Here is a 17,762-nt window from a genome sequence, read left to right as displayed (position 1 = left end):
TCTTTCTAATTTGAATACACTTCTTCTTTCAATACTCCAACATAAGGAAGATTACGATAATTTTCTTTGTAGTCTAAACCATAACCTACTACAAACTCATTTGGGATAGTAAAGCAGGTATAGTCTGCCTCAATTTCTACAACACGTCCCTCTGGTTTATCCAATAAGGTTGCAATCTTAACAGAAGCTGCATCTCTTGCAATAAACATATCTCGCAAATTCTTCAAAGTTTGACCTGTATCAATGATATCTTCTACAAATAGAACATGTCTTCCTTTGATATCTTGAGTCACATCTTGTTTAATATTGATGACACCACTACTTGCTGTTCCACCATGGTAGCTAGAAACCATCATGAAGTCCATTTCAATATGTGTATCAATATGTTTGACCAATTCAGCCATAAAAGGAATAGATCCTTTTAAAATCCCAACCAAGATTGGATTTTTTCCTGCATAGTCCTTAGTTAATTGAGCACCTAATTTTTTAGCAGCTTCTGTAATTTCATCGTGTGAAACGAGGATTTTTTTAATATCGTTTTCTAACATTTTTTTACCTATCTATTTTTTCTATATAAAGTACAGTGTTCATTATATCATTTTTCGTGTTTTTACTCAAATTACTGGTCGCAATTCCTAAAATTGAGACAATTTCACCAAATTGCTCAATAATCAGAGCAGATTTTCGCTTTTCCATAGGGATTTTCAAATCAATAAATAGACGTCTGAGTTTTTTTCTATGCCCATTTTGAATCAAAACATCTCCTGGTTTTCGATGACGAATGTGTATGGATGTTTCGCGTGAAACAGGTATTTGTTGAATTGATTCACCTTCTAAAGGAATTCCAAAGGAAAATAAATATCCTTGATAAGATACCTGATTTTGATAGTGTAACACAAGTTCATCTTCCTTTTCATCAGCCTGCGGACTGATTTTACAAATCTGAAACTGTTGATACTCTTTTATCAATTCATAACCATTTTTAATCGGATGACTATACTGGCTTTTAGTTTTTAAAATTTGTCTAACTTCTTCAAACTGAGCTTTTGTAAGCTTCAAATCTGGAAAACGATTCAGATAAGTTTGAAGTAAAACTCTTTGTGTCGACTCAGAGTAAGACAATAGCTGATCTAAATTTTCTACATCAATATTGTTAGATAATTCAGCTATAGCTAAGTCATAATCTAAAATTTCATTTCCGATACTTAAGATTGCATCTCTAAATCGAGGATTTTCTTTTTCTAATTCTGGTAAATAAGCGTTTCGAATACGATTGCGAAAATAATGATTTTCCTGATTTGATGTATCTTCAAAGTGAAAAATTGGTGGAAAGTCTTTTTTCTGAAAATGCAAGAAGGGCCGAATGATTTCTATCTCTCCGACTACTTGCTTCTCCTTAATTCCTGATAGATAGCGCAAACGAGTGCCTCGAATCAAACGCATTAAAATCGTTTCCACCTGATCATCCGCATGGTGGGCAGTGACTAAAGCTGTCGCACCTGTCTTTTTCATGATCTCTTGAAAAAAATCATAACGAAAATTTCGTGCACGCGCTTCTGAAAATTCTCCTGAAAAATTGCTGATATAAATAGGAAGCTCTGCTTCAGTAGCCAACTTCCTTAATTCCTTTTCTTCCCAATCTGATTCAATTCTCTGCTTATGATTCACATGAGCTAAGATCAATTCAATTTCTAACTCTTTTTGATAAGTAGATAATACCTTAAATAGAAACATAGAATCTAACCCACCAGAAAGAGCTAACACCACCTTAGCATGCTTTTTGAAATATCCCTTCTTGAGAAAATGATTTAAAAAATCTTGTTCCCTCATTTTAGAACCTCATAAACATCCTTGGATATCTGAGAAATTGTATCATAATCAGAATTCTTAGTGAAAATAGAAAGAATAAATGGAGAATCTGCATAGACAACACCCGTATCATGCTTAAATTCGTCCGCATCCCCAATTTTATGAGCGACCTTCACAGAAACAGCTTTGGCAATTCGCTGATTATCAAAATCTGTTTTGGTCAAGGACTCTAGCACAAATCCATTTTGATTATAAATAGCTTCCATGACCTTCCCGGCCATCTTGGAAGAAATCAATTTTTCTTTTGGATCCCAATCATCTCCCATAATGGCAGACATCTTGGATTTGAATGTTGCATCAGATTGGTTTGAAATGTAATATCCCAATATATTATGAGCTACATTATCCGATTCTTTAGATACTTTCGTAATTAAATCCTTGAGAGAATATTCTTTATTATCCTCTTTTTTAGGAAGACTACCACTTCCCTCTGTTTTATAAGAACCTGGAAAATCATTGACTTCAGATACGTATTTTACAGTCGTATCTAACTGATAAAGACCCTCATTTATTTTTTCTTGCGCATAATAGAGATAAGGGAGTTTCAAAACACTAGCTGCATACATCTTTTCATCTTGATTGATACCAGCTTCTTTTCCAGTAGTCAGTTGCTTAACATAAATAGAGAATGAATCCTTCTGATATTTTTCCGATAACATTTCTTGGACTTTACTCATCCGATTATCTTCTTCAGAAGTTGATTCCTTATCTACCCATCCAACCTGATCAATATGTAGAAATTCTCTTCCTTCTACAAATATGGTCTTGTCGATTGATACTTGTGAATAAGCTGATAAGGATGATTTCACTTCTTTTAAATCATAAGGACTATTGTACAGTTTAAAATCAGATTCTAACCATACTTTTTTTATTATTGGAGTTACCTCTGACTGATCATATAAAAATCGTTTGTCCGCAGCTATGAATTGATGATTTGATAGCTTAAATACCGGAATCCCTTGTTTATTTAAGCGCCACTCAGTTATTTGAAAACTTGTTTTGGGAGTCAATTTTCCAGATTCCACTACTAAATCTTCATTTGCATAAACAGGAACTTCTCCATAAACCATAGGAGAATTTAGCTTTTCTCTAAAATAAATACCAAAGTCAGATTGTGAAAGGTAATAAATTTCTTTCGAAGTATAGACGACTTCTTTTTCTGTACTAACAACTTTTGAAATGGTAAAAAAACTTGGTAGCAACAAAATAATTAAGAATTTACGCATTCTTCCTTTCCTTTTCTTCTTGTAAACGCAATAATTGATTTTTATCAGCCAATTCTTCCAGCTTTTCATCTGACAAACTCAAAAATTGCTCTATTACGTCTAGTAAGTTTTCCATTTTATCACCTTTGAAGCAAGTCAGGAATCGTATAAACTATTTCCCTCGACTTAGAATAATAGTACTTCGCTCGTGTATATTTGGCAGCATAATCCTCATCTTTCAACTTGGTAGCAAATGCTGTTTCCTTATCCTTTTCATCACTCAAAGTTTGATACTGAGTTTGCAAGTCTGCTAATTGCTGACGTCTTTGGAGTAATTGCTGATAGCTCTGCGCTAAATTAAAAGTTGGCAAGATAAATAATAGCATAATCAAAATCAATACCCATCCCATAAAACGATTCCGTTTTTGCCGTTCTTTCATCAGGTAGCGACGGCGTTGGTGTTCATTTTGAATAAAAGAATTATTCAATTGTACGATATTTTTAGACATTTTCTTCTACCCGTGTTTCACTGATAATTTCATACATGCCTGCTGCATCTTCTTTTTTTGTACTATCTTTCATCTCCAGTACTTTTACAAGTAGCAACTTATTGCCAAAGTGAATTTCAACTTGATCATTAACTTTCAAATCCGTTGAACTTTTGGCCAAGATTCCATTCACCTTGATTCTGCCTTTATCTGCTACTTCTTTTGCGACTGTACGACGCTTGATAATTCGCGATACTTTTAAATATTTGTCTAATCTCATCCTTATTACCTCAACTTATTATTGTACCATTTTTATCTATTTTATAGAAGAAAAATATCAAATGGAATTTTCTTTCTTAGACTCTTTTATATCTAATAAACTTTCTCCAAAAATCAGCAGACCTTCTAAAATTTCATAATCTTTCTTATTTCGGACATCAAATACAAGCTCCATTGATCCCTTATTCTCAGTGATGCCTGCTTTTAAGTTCGTTGCGGATAAAGCTTTAAAATAATCTTGAGCTAAAAACAGTCGTTGAGTGACTTTTTCAAATTGAACTGTAATTTTATTATCTTTTCTTTCCACACGTTGAACAAAGACCTTGTCAAGATAAGACTTAACCAAACCAATCTCTAAAAGATAGGCTACCACGTCTGGGTACTCTCCAAAACGGTCTATCAGCTCTTCTTGTAAGTCTTCGTAATTGACACGGTTGTCAATTTGACGAATTTTCTTGTAAATTTCGATTTTATGTCTTTGGTCAGAAATATAAGTATCAGGAATATAGGCATCAATTTGTAAAATCAATTCGGCATTCCCTTTGGTTCTTGTGTTTCCATTACCATTTCGTTTAGCAATAGCTTCCTCTAGTAACTGCGAATACAATTCAAAACCAATAGAATCAATGAAACCAGACTGGGATTTTCCTAGGAGATTTCCTGCTCCACGAATAGAAAGATCTCGCATAGCAATCTTAAATCCTGAGCCCAATTCTGTAAATCCTTTTATCGCTTCTAATCTCTTTTCAGAGACTTCACTGATTGATTTTTCTGGACGATACATGAGATAGGCATAAGCAATACGATTACTACGACCAACTCTTCCTCTTAACTGATACAAGGTTGACAAGCCCATATGGTCCGCATTTTCTATAAATAAAGTATTGGCATTGGGAATATCCACTCCTGTCTCAATAATGGTAGTCGTTACTAAAATATCGTATTGTCCTTCAATGAAGTCTAATAGAGTATTTTCCAACTGGATTTCACTCATGCGACCATGAACATAACCAATCGAAGCCTCTGGAATTAACTCCTGTAATTCTGAAACCTTCTGGTCAATCGTGTCAACTTTGTTGTAAAGGTAGTAAACTTGACCTCCACGCTCCATTTCACGCAAAACAGCATCACGAATGACACTCTCATTCTTTTCCAAAACATAGGTTTGCACTGGATAACGATTAGTCGGCGGAGTTTCAATAACAGACAAATCTCTGATTCCCAGCATAGACATGTGAAGGGTACGAGGAATTGGCGTTGCTGTCAAGGTCAGGACATCTACTTGTTTTTTCAGTTCTTTCAAGGTTTCCTTATGCTTGACACCAAATCGCTGTTCCTCATCAATAATCATCAAGCCCAAATCAGCAAACACAACATCTTTTGACAAAACACGATGGGTTCCAATCAAAATATCAACTTGACCGTTTTTTAATTTTTCAAGTGTTTCAGTCTGCTCTTTTTTACTTCTAAAGCGACTCAACACATCAATATTAACTGCAAAATTTTGGAATCGCTCCTTAAAATTTGTATAGTGCTGTTGCGCTAAAACCGTCGTCGGAACTAAGACGACAACCTGTTTATGATCATTGACTGCCTTAAAGGCTGCACGCATAGCAACTTCAGTCTTTCCAAAACCAACATCCCCAACTAAAAGTCGATCCATTGGCTGAGAAGCCTGCATATCTCTCTTGATTTCCTCAACACTACGAAGTTGATCATCCGTTTCAACATAAGGAAAGGCATCATCAAAAGCATGTTGATCTTCATCATCAGCTGAAAAAGCAAAACCCTTCAACTGGCTGCGTTCAGAATAAAGTTTAATTAAATCGTCAGCTATATCCTCTACCTGGTTCTTAACTTTTTGCTTGGTCTTTTTGAAATGACCATCATTTAATTTATTGAGTTTTGGCGCTTTACCGTCACTTGAAATATATTTGGACAGTAGATGAATCTGCTCTACTGGGATGGAGATTTGATCCCCATTTTGATACTGAACACTAACATAATCACGGTGAATCCCTTTGATTTCAATGGTTTCAATTCCTAGATATTGACCAATCCCATGGATATGATGGACAACGTAATCTCCTTTTTCAAGTTCATTATAATCTTTTAAGCGCTCTGCATTTGAAACATGTTGTCTGCGAAAACGACGTTTTAATTTCTTTTGAAAAATCTCATGTTCAGTAATCACCAGAATTTTTTCATCTACAAAATGAAAACCATGTCTTAGGTTACCCTCAATTAAGTTTACAGATTGTTGACAGATTCTTGACTTATCTCTGAAATCCAATTTAATCTGATATTCCTCTAACATATCCTCCAATGCCTTACTTCCCATTGAATTGCTAGATTGCAGGATAATAGTGTAATCCATTTTTTTGTATCGTTCAATTTCTTCTTTTAGAAAAGAAAACTGATTGAAAAACTCCTGCACAGGATATTGATTAAATTGATAAATTTGGTCAAACTTGAGATTTCCTAGTCCCTTTTGAAGATTAGAGAAAAAGGTCACCGGACTTTGTTTTTTATAGATTTGTTCAATATCAGCAAAATACTGCATATCAGAAAATGCTTTACTATTCTGTAATTCTTCTGTAAAGTACTGCGCTAATTCTCTTTCAAAGACTTCATACTGATTCATCAATTTTTGATAATCATCAAAGAATATTGGTATGTTTTTTTCAATATAATCAAATACAGTCCATGTCTTATCATAGCACAAAGATAAAAACTTCCGAGAATCTGCATGGCTTTGTTTTTGGTGAAAACTTGAAAGAATTTCTTCTAGGTAGGATTTCAAAATAGGTGATAAAGTCTTTGAAATTTGTTTTTCTAAAGCTGACTGACCTCTTTGATAATCCTTTTCTCTCAAAAGCATATCGCTAGCTGGAAAGATGGTGAGTTCTGTCTTATTTTCTTTCGATAATTGTGTTTCTACTTCAAATGACCTGATACCATCAATTTCATCACCAAAAAACTCAATTCGGCAAGGTTCTAACTGGGATATTTCAAAAATATCTAAAATATCTCCTCGCAGACTAAATTCGCCCTGAGTTTGTACTTGTGTAACTTTTCGATAGCCAATTTCCTTTAACTGATGGATAAGCGCGTGTTGATCATATTCTTCACCAACTGAGATTTTTACAATACTATCTTTGAATACATTGGGAGACGGTAAAATCAATCGACTTGCTGCGATATTACAAACTAAAATCCCTTTCTTAGATGAATCAGTCAAAAAACGCAGGGCTTCAACCCGTGAAATGATTTTTTCTTGTGAAGACATCAAAAACTCGACCATAGGGGAGTCATCTACCAAAAACGGATAAACAAGTTCCTCACCCAAGATAGAGATAAGATCACTAACCAGTCCTTCTGCCTCTCCATAAGTGGACGTCAGTAACACAATCTTATCTTCTTTTTCTAGACTACTTGCAATTGCAAGAGCCTTAGTAGACGTTGATAAACCAAGTATTAGTTGTCTTTTCTTATCTGTCAAATTTTGATGCCATTTTTTAATCTGATCATTTTCTGAGAATAAATCTAATAAGGTCACCATTTATCCGTTATACCTCTGCATCGTTTTTTCAAAGTTTTTCTCTTTTAAATAGTAGTTTACAGAATCGTCAACCTTGTCAATAGACTGTAAAATATCAATATAATCATCCTTGTCAAACTTACTCAAAACATGGTGAACAACTGACATACCATTTTTAGGTCTTCCGATTCCAATCTTAACACGGTTAAAGACCTGAGTTCCAATATGTTGAATAATAGACTTAATACCATTGTGACCACCTGCTGAGCCCTTTGCTCTTAAACGAATTTTCCCAACTTCCATGTCAAGGTCGTCGTAAATGACGAGTAAATCTTCAATATCCAAACTATAGTAAGTCAATAAAGCATGAACTGCTTTTCCACTTTCATTCATAAAGGTCATTGGTTTGACAAGATAAATTTTTTCTCCATTTAGGAAAAAGGATGCTAGGTCAGCTTGAAATATCTTATCGTGTGTAAAAGTGACATTCTGTTTTCTCGCTAGTTGATCAATCAACATAAAACCAACATTGTGTTTTGTTTCAAAATATTTATCCCCTGGATTTCCCAAGCCTACAAGTAATTTGGTCATTTATTTTTCCTTTCAAAAGCCAAAAGGGTTGGAATTTTTTTCCAACCTAATTGACACCATTTATTAATTTTTTAGACATTAAAGCGGAATTCCATGATATCGCCATCTTGAACGATATATTCTTTTCCCTCTTCACGCAAGCGTCCAGCTTCTTTTACCGCCTTTTCAGATCCATATTTCACCAAATCATCGTATGACATGGTTACTGCACGGATAAAGCCTTTTTCAAAGTCTGAGTGGATAATCCCAGCTGCTTGAGGAGCCTTCATACCACGTTTGAAGGTCCAAGCGCGAACTTCTTTTTCACCAGCTGTGAAGTAAGTTCCCAATCCAAGCAAGTGGTAAGCTGCACGCGTCAACTTATCTACACCTGATTCTGTCAAACCAATGGCTTCAAGAAACTCTTTTTTATCTTCATCGTCCAATTCAGAAATTTCTTCCTCAGCACGCGCAGAAATAACGACTACTTCAGCATTTTCTGTCGCTGCAAATTTACGAATTTGTTTGACATAGTCGATAGAGTCAGGTTCTGAAACCACATCCTCGTCCACATTAGCAACATAGAGCACTGGTTTAGTCGTCAACAGGAAGAGACCTTTGACAACCTTTTGTTCCTCATCTGTAAATTCGATTGTACGAGCTGATTTCCCATCTTCAAGGACTGGTTTAATCTTTTGAAGAACATTGAATTCTGCTACTGATTCTTTATCTTTTTGCGTACGTGCCATCTTTTCTACACGCGCATAACGCTTATTGACTGATTCTAAGTCAGCGAGAATCAATTCTAGGTTAATGGTGTCAATATCTGCAAGTGGATCCACAAAGGCGTCTTCACGTCCTTGCTCGCGCATGACATTTTCATCATCAAAAGCACGAACTACGTGAACAATTGCATCTACTTCACGGATATTGGCCAAGAATTTATTCCCCAGCCCTTCTCCTTTTGAAGCTCCTTTTACAATCCCTGCAATATCTGTAAATTCAAATGTTGTTGGAACTGTCTTTTTAGGTGTGATCATTTCCGTTAGTTTTTGTAGTCGTTCATCTGGAACTTCCACCATTCCAACGTTTGGATCAATCGTTGCAAATGGGTAGTTCGCTGCCTCTGCTCCTGCTTTTGTAATTGCATTAAAGAGTGTTGATTTACCAACATTTGGCAAACCAACGATACCTGCTGTTAAAGCCATATTTCTCATTCTCCGTTTTCATTTCAATCCCTAATATTATAACACAAAAAGGGAAAACTTGCTAACCCTCTAACTAAGGGTTCTCAGTCAATAATTTTATTCATTTTTCGATCAAAATCATAGCGTCCCATCATGACAACATGGTCACAATTACTGCATTTTATTTTGATATCTGCTCCTACACGTGTAATTTCCCAACGATTTGCTTTTTTACCAGTTGACTTGATAGTACAAGCATGTGGTTTTTTCATCTCAACAAAATTTCCAACTTGATACATACTACTCTCCTTTTCTTTTTCGATTATATCATAAAAGAGGCGAGCTGGGCTCAACCTCTTTCACTTAGTTTGTACGAACTGGTGTAATGAGCTGCATGAAATCCTCGTCAGTATCTGCTGGCACAAGAGTAAATGGACGAACAGCTGAGATAAAGCTAATGGTCACCTTTTCGCTATTTAAAGCCTTGAGGGAATCAATCAAGTAAGTTGGGTTGAAACTAATGGTCAAATCTTCACCAGTAACCTGATTAGTATCGATTTCTTCGTTTACTTTACCAACTTCTGGAGAGTGAACATGGGCGCTAACAATACCACCTTTAATTTCAAGTTTCACAGTACCATTTTGAGTAGCACTTGATAAAAGACGAGCACGTTCCATTGACTGGCGTAAGTTTACAACATCAAAAGTAATAGTAGTATTAAAGTCCGTTGGAATCAAACGATCTGTGTCAGGATAGTTTCCTTCTAACAAACGTGTGTAGAAGCTAATATTTTCACTTCTAAAGAGGATTTGGTTATTGGCAAAGAAAATCTCTACAGTTTCGATATCATCTGTAAATACCGCTGAAAATTCGCGTAGAGAACGGCTAGGAATCACGACATCAAAATCATCACTATTTTTTTCAAGAGTCAATTTTTTCTGGCTTAGACGATGAGAGTCTGTTGCAACTGTTTTTAGCTCCTTATGCTGACTCAATACAAAATGAACACCTGTTAAAATTGGACGACTCTCTTGGGTACTTGCAGCAAATGCTGTTTCATTGATTATTTTCTTGAGTAATTTTGTTTCAAGAACCAAAGGAGTGCTTGCTGAAATTTCTTGGATTCGTGGGTACTGTTCGCTATCTTTTCCTTTTAGGGTAATTTCTGATTTTCCACTGGTTAAAACAATTTGATTTTGTTCAATTTCTTTAAAATCAAGAGTCACATCAGGTAGACTAGATACCACATTGATGAAGAAAGAAGCTTCAAGAAGGATAGAACCTAAAGAAGTAATTAACAAACCAGCATCTTCATTTTTTTGAGAAATAAAATTTTCAATTGAAATCTGACCATTTGAACCAATTAAAGTAACACCTTCGTTAGTCACGTCAATTTTTACTGTTGATAAAATAGGAATAGCATTTTTAGAACTAATAGCTCTCTTAGTTGTATTCAATGCTTGTAGAAATAAATTTTTATTAATTGAAAAATGAATCATGGATTCTCCTTTATTTATTTTTAGTATTAGAAGGATAATAGTAATAATAGGGTCTGTGAATTCTGTGGAAAACAGTCTTTAAACAAGTTATATCAAGTTTTTTAGCTTGTTTAAAAAATGTGGATAAAAAAGATAATAAAGTAAAAGTTATCCACAAGTTATTTAATTTTCTTTTTGATTGATTCAATTTCTAAACGTAAATTATCGTCTTCATCAATCAAAGATTTAATTTTTGCATGGGCATGAATGACTGTTGTATGATCTTTTCCTCCAAATTCCTTCCCAATTTTTGGAAGACTATTATCTGTCAGTTCTCTAGATAAATACATGGCTACTTGACGGGCTAACACAATATTTTGAAGGCGTCTGCTTCCCTTCATTTCTTTGATACTAACACCATAAAAGTTACCAACTTCATTTTGGATTTTATCAATTGGGATGACGAGAATTTGGCTAACATCTTGTTTTCGAGCTCTAATAGCTTCTGCAGCAATATCAATAGTGATATCCTTGATGTTTTTTACTCTGGCAATTAAAGTGATGTCGTTGATAGCTCCCTCAAGATCTCGAACATTTGAGTCAAATTGCCCAGCTAGGTATTCTAGAGTATCACTTTGAAAATTGTAGCCTAAATGTTCCGTTTTACTTTGTAAAATGGCAATACGTGTTTCAAAGTCAGGGGGGGTGATAGTTTGGGTCAACCCCCAACTAAAGCGCGTTACAAGCCTTTCCTCGAGTCCTTCTAAATGTTTTGGACTACGATCACTGGTTAGGACAATCTGTTTTTGCTTGTCATGAAGGGCATTAAAAGTATTGAAAAATTCTTCTTGAGTTGCAACTTTTTTTCCGCTGAGTGACTGAATATCATCAATTAACAAAAGATCAAGACTGCGGTAGGTTTTTTTAAACTTTTCCATTTCCCCAAGTCTCAGGTGATCAAGAAAGTCATTGATAAAGCTTTCGGCAGGAATATATTTAACACGCGCATTTGGAATATTTTTTAGAATTTCATTTCCAATAGCGTTTAACAGGTGAGTCTTACCAAGCCCAGGTCCTCCATAGATAAAAAGAGGGTTATAGGTCAGAGCCAAATCTTCAGAGACAGCCAAAGCGGCTGATACTGCCCAAACATTTCCATCCCCTTGAATAAAATTATCAAAGGTATACTTTTCTTTTAATCCCGTATCCGAATAAGGAATAGATGCTAACTTTGGACTATAATCATAAAGAGTTGAATTTGTAGCTTCTTCAACTTGTGAGATAGCCGTATCTTGAGGTTTAGTGAAAATATAGTGAGGAGTAATCTCAGCATCATAAATTTCAAATCCAGCAACGACAATAATATCTTTTAGTTGTTTTTCCCAGACCATTTCCATTTCAGATCGTGGTAAAAATATAGTGGCAACATTTTCCTCTACCTTGATGAGTTCAGCTTGAATAGCATAGAAATCATACATGGATCGAGTCAGTCTTTCTTGAGCAAATTCTAATATACGATTCCAAAATTGTTTTTCTTTCAATCCTTTCTCCTCCTTTACTATTTAAAAGTTTAATACTAGAGATATTTTACCATAGATAGCAAGAATTTTCCACAAGCTGTGAAAAATAATCCACAATGTTACCAAGTTTTATCCACAGATTGGGGATAAAGTCAGAAACTATTGATTTAGTAAGTTTTTTATCGAAAAATATAGTGGATAACCTTGTGAGATAAAAAAATAAAAGAACAGCCTTATTTCAGGCTGTTGATAATTCTACTATATTCTTCTTGATTTGAAAAAGAAATAATGATTTTTCCACTATCTTTTTTAGACAGTTTAATCTCTACATCTAATCCGAGTAGTTTTCTTAACTGTTTTTCTTCATTTTGTATGAAATGATCATTTTTTTGCTGTTTCTTTTGTTTTTTCTCTGTCAGAAGAGCTTCTAACTTCCTTACAGAAATATCTTCTTCTATAATCCGTTGAAAGAAATAGTCTTGTTGTTCCTTATTCAACCCAACTAGCGAACGAGCATGTGCTTGTGATAGTTTGCCATTTTCTACTTCTGAGAGAATCTGTTCTGGCAAGGAAAGCAAACGAATGGAGTTGCTGATATAAGGACGAGACTTGCCCATTTTATCTGCAATTTCAGCATGGGTGAATCCTTTCTCTACGAGAGATTCATAGGCGCGTGCTTCTTCTATTGGGTTTAAATTTTCTCTCTGCAAATTTTCAATAATGGACTGGACCATCATCTCTTGGTCTGAAAGCTGTTTAATAACAGCTGGGATAGACCTTAGGCCAGCTAAAAGTGAAGCCCGATAGCGTCTTTCTCCTGCAAGGATTTCATAACCAATAACAGGAGATTGACGAACAATAATCGGTTGAATGAGTCCATTTTCTTTGATAGACTGTGCTAGTTCATCTAGTTTTTCTCTATCAAATTCTTTTCGGGGTTGATAGGGATTTTTTTGTATATCCGTGATAGAAATCATTTCAAATTTTTCCATGATTCTACACTAACACATCTTTTCTCTTATGTAAAGTTTTCTTTACATAGATGTCAATTAAGATTCTAAATCACCTGAACTCTTGTCAAGCTTGATGGATGTAGTTTCTTCTTTACCGTTACGATAGTAAGTGATCTTAATGGTGTCTCCGATAGAATGATTGTAAAGAGCACTTTGTAAGTCTGTTGATGAAGCAATCTCTTTGTCATCTACTTTTGTAATCACATCGTATTTTTCGAGGTGCCCATTGGCAGGCATATTACTTTGTACAGAACGAACAACTACGCCAGATGTAACATTACTTGGAATATTGAGTCTTCTGATGTCGCTTGTACTTATATTAGATAAATTAACCATCTGGATACCCAAAGCTGGACGCGTCACTTTTCCGTTTTTTTCTAACTGTTCAATAATATTGATAGCATCATTTGCAGGAATTGCGAAACCAAGGCCCTCTACAGATGTTCCTCCATTTGTGGCAATTTTACTTGAGGTAATTCCGATAACCTGTCCTTGAATATTGATCAGTGGGCCACCAGAGTTACCTGGGTTAATAGCAGTATCAGTTTGGATGGCTTTTGTAGAAATGGCTTGTCCATCTTCAGATTTTAAGGATACATTTCGATTGAGACTAGATACGATACCTTGAGTAACAGTATTTGCATATTCAGAACCTAACGGGCTACCAATAGCAATAGCAGTTTCTCCTACGGTTAACTTGCTAGAATCACCAAACTCAGCTACTGTTGTAACTTTTTCTGAAGAGATTTTGACGACAGCAATATCAGAGAAAGTGTCAGCTCCGACAATTTCTCCAGGTACTTTAGTTCCATCTGACAAACGAATATCTACTTTGCTGGCGCCATTTATAACGTGATTGTTGGTGACGATGTAAGCTTCTTTATCATTCTTTTTATAAATAACTCCAGATCCTTCACTAGAGATTTGCTGAGAATCTGTATCAGTCTCATCATTGCCAAATACGCTATTTTGTCTGTTTGCTGAATAAGTAATAACAGAAACAACAGCATCTTTTACTTTATTAACAGCCTGTGTTGTTGAATTTTCGTTCTTATAGGCAGTTTGTGTAATAGTACTATTGTTGTTAGAGTTGCTTACACTACTTTTTTGAGTTAGTTGAGCTATTGAAAAACTACCCAAGGCTCCACTAAAAAAGCTAATGACGATAACGACTAATAATTGAAACCCTTTTTTGTAAAATGTTTTTAAATGTTTCATATTTGCCCTCCATATTTTTGAATTACTGAAAGTATAAACTGACTAGCTTAATTATAACTTAAACACAAAAAGTTTTACACAAACTGTGGATAACTCTTTTAAAACTGTGATTTTCTCAATTGAAATCTATTTTTTATTTTGTGAATAAGATGTGAAAAAATAGAGAATATGTTAGAATAGAGTCATGAAAATTAAAGTTGTAACAGTTGGGAAACTGAAAGAAAAGTATTTAAAAGATGGTATTGCAGAGTATTCAAAACGAATTTCTCGATTTGCTAAGCTTGAAATGATTGAGCTAGCAGATGAAAAAACACCAGATAAGGCCAGTGAGTCAGAAAATCAAAAGATTTTAGAAATAGAAGGTCAGAGAATTTTATCAAAAGTTGGTGACCGTGATTTTGTTATTGCGTTAGCTATTGAAGGGAAAACTTTCTCCTCAGAAGAATTTAGTAAGCAGTTAGAAGAAGCTTCTATAAAAGGATTTTCTACTCTTACCTTTATTATTGGAGGGAGTCTGGGGTTAGCACAGGATGTAAAAAATAGAGCCAATCTTTCTGTCAGTTTTGGTCGTTTAACCTTGCCCCATCAGTTAATGAGACTAGTTCTTGTTGAACAAATCTATCGCGCTTTTACGATTCAGCAGGGATCACCCTATCATAAATAGAAAATTGACTTTTAATTGAATTTTTGGTAGAATAATTGTGTTAGGTCTCATAGCTCAGCTGGATAGAGCATTCGCCTTCTAAGCGAACGGTCGCAGGTTCGAATCCTGCTGGGATCAATATAGTAGCAAAGCTGGGAATTTTCCCGGCTTTTTTCTTAAAAAAGTACACTTGGGGAGAAAAAAATGACAGTTGAGAGAATTTTATCTAAAATGAAATTCCATTTTGTATAATGGTTTTTGTAAGTTAGTTTACAAGAAAAAATATTTTAGGAGATTTTATTATGAAAAACACAGTTAAATTGGAACAGTTTGTAGCCTTGAAGGAAAAAGACTTGCAGGAGATTCAAGGTGGAGAAAGTAGGATTTCAGACATCCTCCTTAATTTTCTTTTCCAACGAAAAAAGTAATGAAATAAGGAGAAAGAGTAATGAATTTACTTGGATTTGGGACAGTTATTGGTCATTTTTTAATTATTAGTTACAGTTACCATTTAATTTGTAAAGGTCAAATAAATAGAAAAGAGCTATACGTTTTTGGTGCTTATACATTACTAGTAGAAGTAGTACTTGAACTTTCCTTTTATCTTCTAAATTTGGATGGGTTAGGGACTGCAACATTTTTACTTCCTTTGGGCTTATATTCCTATTTTCGATGGATGAAACAGTATGAGAGGGATAGAGGATTATTCCTAAGTTTACTACTAGCTCTTTTATATGAGAGTACTCATAACTTTCTGTCCGTAACTTTCTCCTCTCTAACAGGAGACAATTTTGTTTTACAATATTATTACCCATTCTTTTTCGTTGTAACGGTATTGACCTATGTCGTTATCGTAACAATCATTCATTATTTCCATCTAGAACTAAACTATTTTGATAAGGACTACCTTTATCCCTTCTTGAAAAAAGTATTTTTTGCTTTACTACTGCTCCATACTGCATCTTTCGTTTCAGATATGGTAAGTACGATTAAACATTTGAATAGTTTTGGAAGTATTTTGTCATCTATTGTCTTTATTTCTCTCCTTTTGACCTTCTTTGCAATGAATTCGCATAAAGAACAAATAGAAAAAGAGATTGCGTTGAAGCAGAAGAAATTTGAACAGAAACATTTACAGAATTATACAGATGAAATTGTCGGACTGTATAATGAAATCCGTGGTTTTCGACATGACTATGCTGGAATGCTTGTCAGCATGCAGATGGCAATTGACAGTGGTGATTTACAGGAAATTGACAGAGTTTACAATGAAGTTTTGGTCAAAGCAAATCATAAATTGCGTTCAGATAAGTATACTTACTTTGACTTGAACAACATAGAAGATTCAGCTTTACGAAGTTTGGTTGCTCAGTCCATTGTCTATGCTCGAAATAATGGTGTAGAGTTTACACTGGAAGTAAAAGATACGATTATCAAGCTTCCAATTGAACTATTGGATTTGGTTCGTATCATGAGCGTTTTATTGAACAATGCTGTCGAAGGATCAGCCGATAGTTATAAAAAGCAGATGGAAGTAGCAGTTATTAAGATGGAAACTGAAACAGTTATTGTGATTCAGAATTCATGTAAAATGACGATGACTCCTTCAGGAGATCTATTTGCTTTAGGATTCTCCACTAAGGGAAGAAATCGCGGGGTAGGATTAAATAATGTGAAAGAACTACTAGATAAGTACAACAATATCATTTTAGAAACAGAGATGGAAGGCAGTACATTTAGACAAATTATTAGATTTAAGAGGGAATTTGAATGAAAGTTTTAATTTTAGAGGATGTTATTGAACATCAAGTGAGACTAGAGAGAATATTGGATGAAATTTCGAAAGAATCGAATATTCCAATATCATACAAGACAACAGGAAAAGTCCGTGAATTTGAAGAATACATTGAAAATGATGAAGTAAATCAGCTTTATTTCCTAGATATCGATATTCATGGAATTGAGAAAAAGGGATTTGAAGTGGCTCAACTCATTCGTCATTACAATCCTTACGCTATTATCGTCTTTATCACCAGTCGATCAGAGTTTGCGACTCTAACCTATAAATACCAGGTATCAGCCTTAGATTTTGTTGATAAGGATATCAACGATGAGATGTTTAAGAAGCGAATTGAGCAAAATATCTTCTACACGAAGAGTATGTTACTTGAAAATGAAGATGTTGTAGATTATTTCGACTACAATTACAAGGGAAATGATTTAAAAATTCCTTACCATGATATTTTGTATATTGAAACAACAGGAGTCTCTCATAAATTGCGCATTATTGGTAAGAATTTTGCAAAAGAGTTCTATGGTACCATGACAGATATTCAGGAAAAGGACAAACATACTCAGCGATTTTATTCTCCTCATAAGTCATTTTTGGTAAATATAGGCAATATCAGAGAGATTGATCGAAAAAACTTAGAAATTGTTTTCTATGAAGACCATCGTTGTCCTATTTCAAGATTAAAAATTAGAAAATTAAAAGATATTTTAGAGAAAAAATCTCAAAAGTGATTGACAATTAGCAAGAAATTGATATAATGGTTATATCTGCTACAGATAGAAGGTCCGTTGGTCAAGGGGTTAAGACACCGCCTTTTCACGGCGGTAACACGGGTTCGAATCCCGTACGGACTATTTTATCCGCCATAGCTCAGTTGGTAGTAGCGCATGACTGTTAATCATGATGTCGTAGGTTCGAGTCCTACTGGCGGAGTATAGATAAAAGGGAACACAGCTGT

18 protein-coding genes and 3 tRNA genes are annotated in these 17,762 nt (G+C 34.7%); 7 read left to right on the top strand and 14 right to left on the bottom strand.

The genetic code is table 11. The features are described from left to right. Positions 1-5 precede the first annotated feature (5 nt). The 14 genes from hpt to htrA all read right to left on the bottom strand — a co-directional run bounded on the left by hpt (position 6) and on the right by htrA (position 14,369). Positions 6-548, bottom strand: a complete 543-nt coding sequence (gene hpt, locus HWX15_RS04855) for a hypoxanthine phosphoribosyltransferase (RefSeq protein WP_000892171.1) — start codon at positions 546-548, stop codon at positions 6-8. A gap of 4 nt (positions 549-552) precedes the next feature. Then, entirely contained in the window at positions 553-1,830 is a 1,278-nt protein-coding gene (gene tilS / locus HWX15_RS04850) for a tRNA lysidine(34) synthetase TilS (RefSeq protein ID WP_175880426.1), read from the bottom strand. After that, positions 1,827-3,095, bottom strand: a complete 1,269-nt coding sequence (locus tag HWX15_RS04845; RefSeq protein ID WP_175880425.1) for a serine hydrolase — start codon at positions 3,093-3,095, stop codon at positions 1,827-1,829. The genes tilS and HWX15_RS04845 overlap by 4 nt, the downstream gene beginning before the upstream one ends. Next, positions 3,088-3,210 (bottom strand): SP_0009 family protein, encoded by a 123-nt coding sequence (locus HWX15_RS09905; RefSeq protein ID WP_000429334.1) that lies wholly within the window; start codon positions 3,208-3,210, stop codon positions 3,088-3,090. Before HWX15_RS09905 ends, HWX15_RS04845 begins: the two co-directional genes overlap by 8 nt. 4 nt (positions 3,211-3,214) lie before the next feature. Beyond that, entirely contained in the window at positions 3,215-3,583 is a 369-nt protein-coding gene (locus tag HWX15_RS04840) for a septum formation initiator family protein (protein ID WP_000041903.1), read from the bottom strand. Continuing rightward, on the bottom strand, positions 3,576-3,842 hold the full coding sequence (locus tag HWX15_RS04835; protein ID WP_050242873.1) for an RNA-binding S4 domain-containing protein: 267 nt from the start codon (positions 3,840-3,842) through the stop codon (positions 3,576-3,578). The genes HWX15_RS04840 and HWX15_RS04835 overlap by 8 nt, the downstream gene beginning before the upstream one ends. Before the next feature lie 57 nt (positions 3,843-3,899). Further along, positions 3,900-7,403 carry a transcription-repair coupling factor gene (gene mfd / locus HWX15_RS04830; protein ID WP_175880424.1) on the bottom strand — a complete coding sequence of 1,168 codons (3,504 nt, stop codon included), beginning with the start codon at positions 7,401-7,403 and terminating at the stop codon, positions 3,900-3,902. After that, positions 7,404-7,973 carry an aminoacyl-tRNA hydrolase gene (gene pth, locus HWX15_RS04825; protein WP_175880423.1) on the bottom strand — a complete coding sequence of 190 codons (570 nt, stop codon included), beginning with the start codon at positions 7,971-7,973 and terminating at the stop codon, positions 7,404-7,406. Between the two features lie 71 nt (positions 7,974-8,044). Further along, positions 8,045-9,160 carry a redox-regulated ATPase YchF gene (ychF, locus tag HWX15_RS04820; RefSeq protein ID WP_175880422.1) on the bottom strand — a complete coding sequence of 372 codons (1,116 nt, stop codon included), beginning with the start codon at positions 9,158-9,160 and terminating at the stop codon, positions 8,045-8,047. 83 nt (positions 9,161-9,243) lie between these two features. Continuing rightward, complete coding sequence (locus tag HWX15_RS04815; RefSeq protein WP_000285186.1) at positions 9,244-9,438, bottom strand: DUF951 domain-containing protein; 195 nt, start codon at positions 9,436-9,438, stop codon at positions 9,244-9,246. Positions 9,439-9,502: 64 nt separating this feature from the next. Further along, entirely contained in the window at positions 9,503-10,639 is a 1,137-nt protein-coding gene (dnaN, locus tag HWX15_RS04810) for a DNA polymerase III subunit beta (RefSeq protein WP_175880421.1), read from the bottom strand. Positions 10,640-10,797: 158 nt separating this feature from the next. Further along, entirely contained in the window at positions 10,798-12,159 is a 1,362-nt protein-coding gene (gene dnaA / locus HWX15_RS04805) for a chromosomal replication initiator protein DnaA (protein ID WP_175880420.1), read from the bottom strand. A 212-nt stretch (positions 12,160-12,371) separates the two neighbouring features. Further along, entirely contained in the window at positions 12,372-13,130 is a 759-nt protein-coding gene (locus HWX15_RS04800; RefSeq protein WP_175880419.1) for a ParB/RepB/Spo0J family partition protein, read from the bottom strand. A 57-nt stretch (positions 13,131-13,187) separates the two neighbouring features. Then, positions 13,188-14,369 (bottom strand): serine protease HtrA, encoded by a 1,182-nt coding sequence (htrA, locus tag HWX15_RS04795; RefSeq protein WP_000681584.1) that lies wholly within the window; start codon positions 14,367-14,369, stop codon positions 13,188-13,190. 184 nt (positions 14,370-14,553) lie between these two features. Here htrA and rlmH point away from each other — a divergent pair, with 184 nt between their 5' ends. The 7 genes from rlmH to HWX15_RS04760 all read left to right on the top strand — a co-directional run bounded on the left by rlmH (position 14,554) and on the right by HWX15_RS04760 (position 17,737). After that, positions 14,554-15,033, top strand: coding sequence for a 23S rRNA (pseudouridine(1915)-N(3))-methyltransferase RlmH (gene rlmH / locus HWX15_RS04790; protein ID WP_175880418.1), 480 nt, complete (start codon positions 14,554-14,556; stop codon positions 15,031-15,033). A gap of 43 nt (positions 15,034-15,076) precedes the next feature. Beyond that, positions 15,077-15,150 (top strand) — tRNA-Arg (locus tag HWX15_RS04785). A gap of 164 nt (positions 15,151-15,314) precedes the next feature. Continuing rightward, on the top strand, positions 15,315-15,440 hold the full coding sequence (gene comC / locus HWX15_RS04780) for a competence-stimulating peptide ComC (protein ID WP_175880417.1): 126 nt from the start codon (positions 15,315-15,317) through the stop codon (positions 15,438-15,440). Positions 15,441-15,460: 20 nt separating this feature from the next. After that, positions 15,461-16,786 carry a competence system sensor histidine kinase ComD gene (gene comD, locus HWX15_RS04775; RefSeq protein ID WP_175880416.1) on the top strand — a complete coding sequence of 442 codons (1,326 nt, stop codon included), beginning with the start codon at positions 15,461-15,463 and terminating at the stop codon, positions 16,784-16,786. Continuing rightward, the gene (gene comE / locus HWX15_RS04770; RefSeq protein ID WP_000866065.1) at positions 16,783-17,535 is read left to right on the top strand and encodes a competence system response regulator transcription factor ComE; all 753 of its coding nucleotides are present in this window, start codon (positions 16,783-16,785) and stop codon (positions 17,533-17,535) included. Before comD ends, comE begins: the two co-directional genes overlap by 4 nt. 51 nt (positions 17,536-17,586) lie before the next feature. Further along, positions 17,587-17,658, top strand: a tRNA-Glu gene (locus tag HWX15_RS04765). A gap of 5 nt (positions 17,659-17,663) precedes the next feature. Further along, positions 17,664-17,737: transfer RNA gene (locus HWX15_RS04760), tRNA-Asn, on the top strand. Positions 17,738-17,762 lie beyond the last annotated feature (25 nt).

This window comes from Streptococcus thalassemiae, from assembly GCF_903645285.1.
GTDB lineage: Bacteria > Bacillota > Bacilli > Lactobacillales > Streptococcaceae > Streptococcus > Streptococcus thalassemiae.
Note: the sequence above shows the minus strand (reverse complement) of the source record. Positions and strands in the feature narration are given on the sequence as shown.

Coding starts and splice junctions, on each gene's coding strand:
- comD (WP_175880416.1), top strand. CDS start 15,461: ATGAATTTACTTGGATTTGGGACAGTTATTGGTCATTTTTTAATTATT.
- hpt (WP_000892171.1), bottom strand. CDS start 548: ATGTTAGAAAACGATATTAAAAAAATCCTCGTTTCACACGATGAAATT.
- rlmH (WP_175880418.1), top strand. CDS start 14,554: ATGAAAATTAAAGTTGTAACAGTTGGGAAACTGAAAGAAAAGTATTTA.
- HWX15_RS04800 (WP_175880419.1), bottom strand. CDS start 13,130: ATGGAAAAATTTGAAATGATTTCTATCACGGATATACAAAAAAATCCC.
- ychF (WP_175880422.1), bottom strand. CDS start 9,160: ATGGCTTTAACAGCAGGTATCGTTGGTTTGCCAAATGTTGGTAAATCA.
- tilS (WP_175880426.1), bottom strand. CDS start 1,830: ATGAGGGAACAAGATTTTTTAAATCATTTTCTCAAGAAGGGATATTTC.
- dnaN (WP_175880421.1), bottom strand. CDS start 10,639: ATGATTCATTTTTCAATTAATAAAAATTTATTTCTACAAGCATTGAAT.
- comE (WP_000866065.1), top strand. CDS start 16,783: ATGAAAGTTTTAATTTTAGAGGATGTTATTGAACATCAAGTGAGACTA.
- HWX15_RS04835 (WP_050242873.1), bottom strand. CDS start 3,842: ATGAGATTAGACAAATATTTAAAAGTATCGCGAATTATCAAGCGTCGT.
- HWX15_RS04845 (WP_175880425.1), bottom strand. CDS start 3,095: ATGCGTAAATTCTTAATTATTTTGTTGCTACCAAGTTTTTTTACCATT.
- HWX15_RS04840 (WP_000041903.1), bottom strand. CDS start 3,583: ATGTCTAAAAATATCGTACAATTGAATAATTCTTTTATTCAAAATGAA.
- mfd (WP_175880424.1), bottom strand. CDS start 7,403: ATGGTGACCTTATTAGATTTATTCTCAGAAAATGATCAGATTAAAAAA.
- htrA (WP_000681584.1), bottom strand. CDS start 14,369: ATGAAACATTTAAAAACATTTTACAAAAAAGGGTTTCAATTATTAGTC.
- HWX15_RS04815 (WP_000285186.1), bottom strand. CDS start 9,438: ATGTATCAAGTTGGAAATTTTGTTGAGATGAAAAAACCACATGCTTGT.
- pth (WP_175880423.1), bottom strand. CDS start 7,973: ATGACCAAATTACTTGTAGGCTTGGGAAATCCAGGGGATAAATATTTT.
- comC (WP_175880417.1), top strand. CDS start 15,315: ATGAAAAACACAGTTAAATTGGAACAGTTTGTAGCCTTGAAGGAAAAA.
- HWX15_RS09905 (WP_000429334.1), bottom strand. CDS start 3,210: ATGGAAAACTTACTAGACGTAATAGAGCAATTTTTGAGTTTGTCAGAT.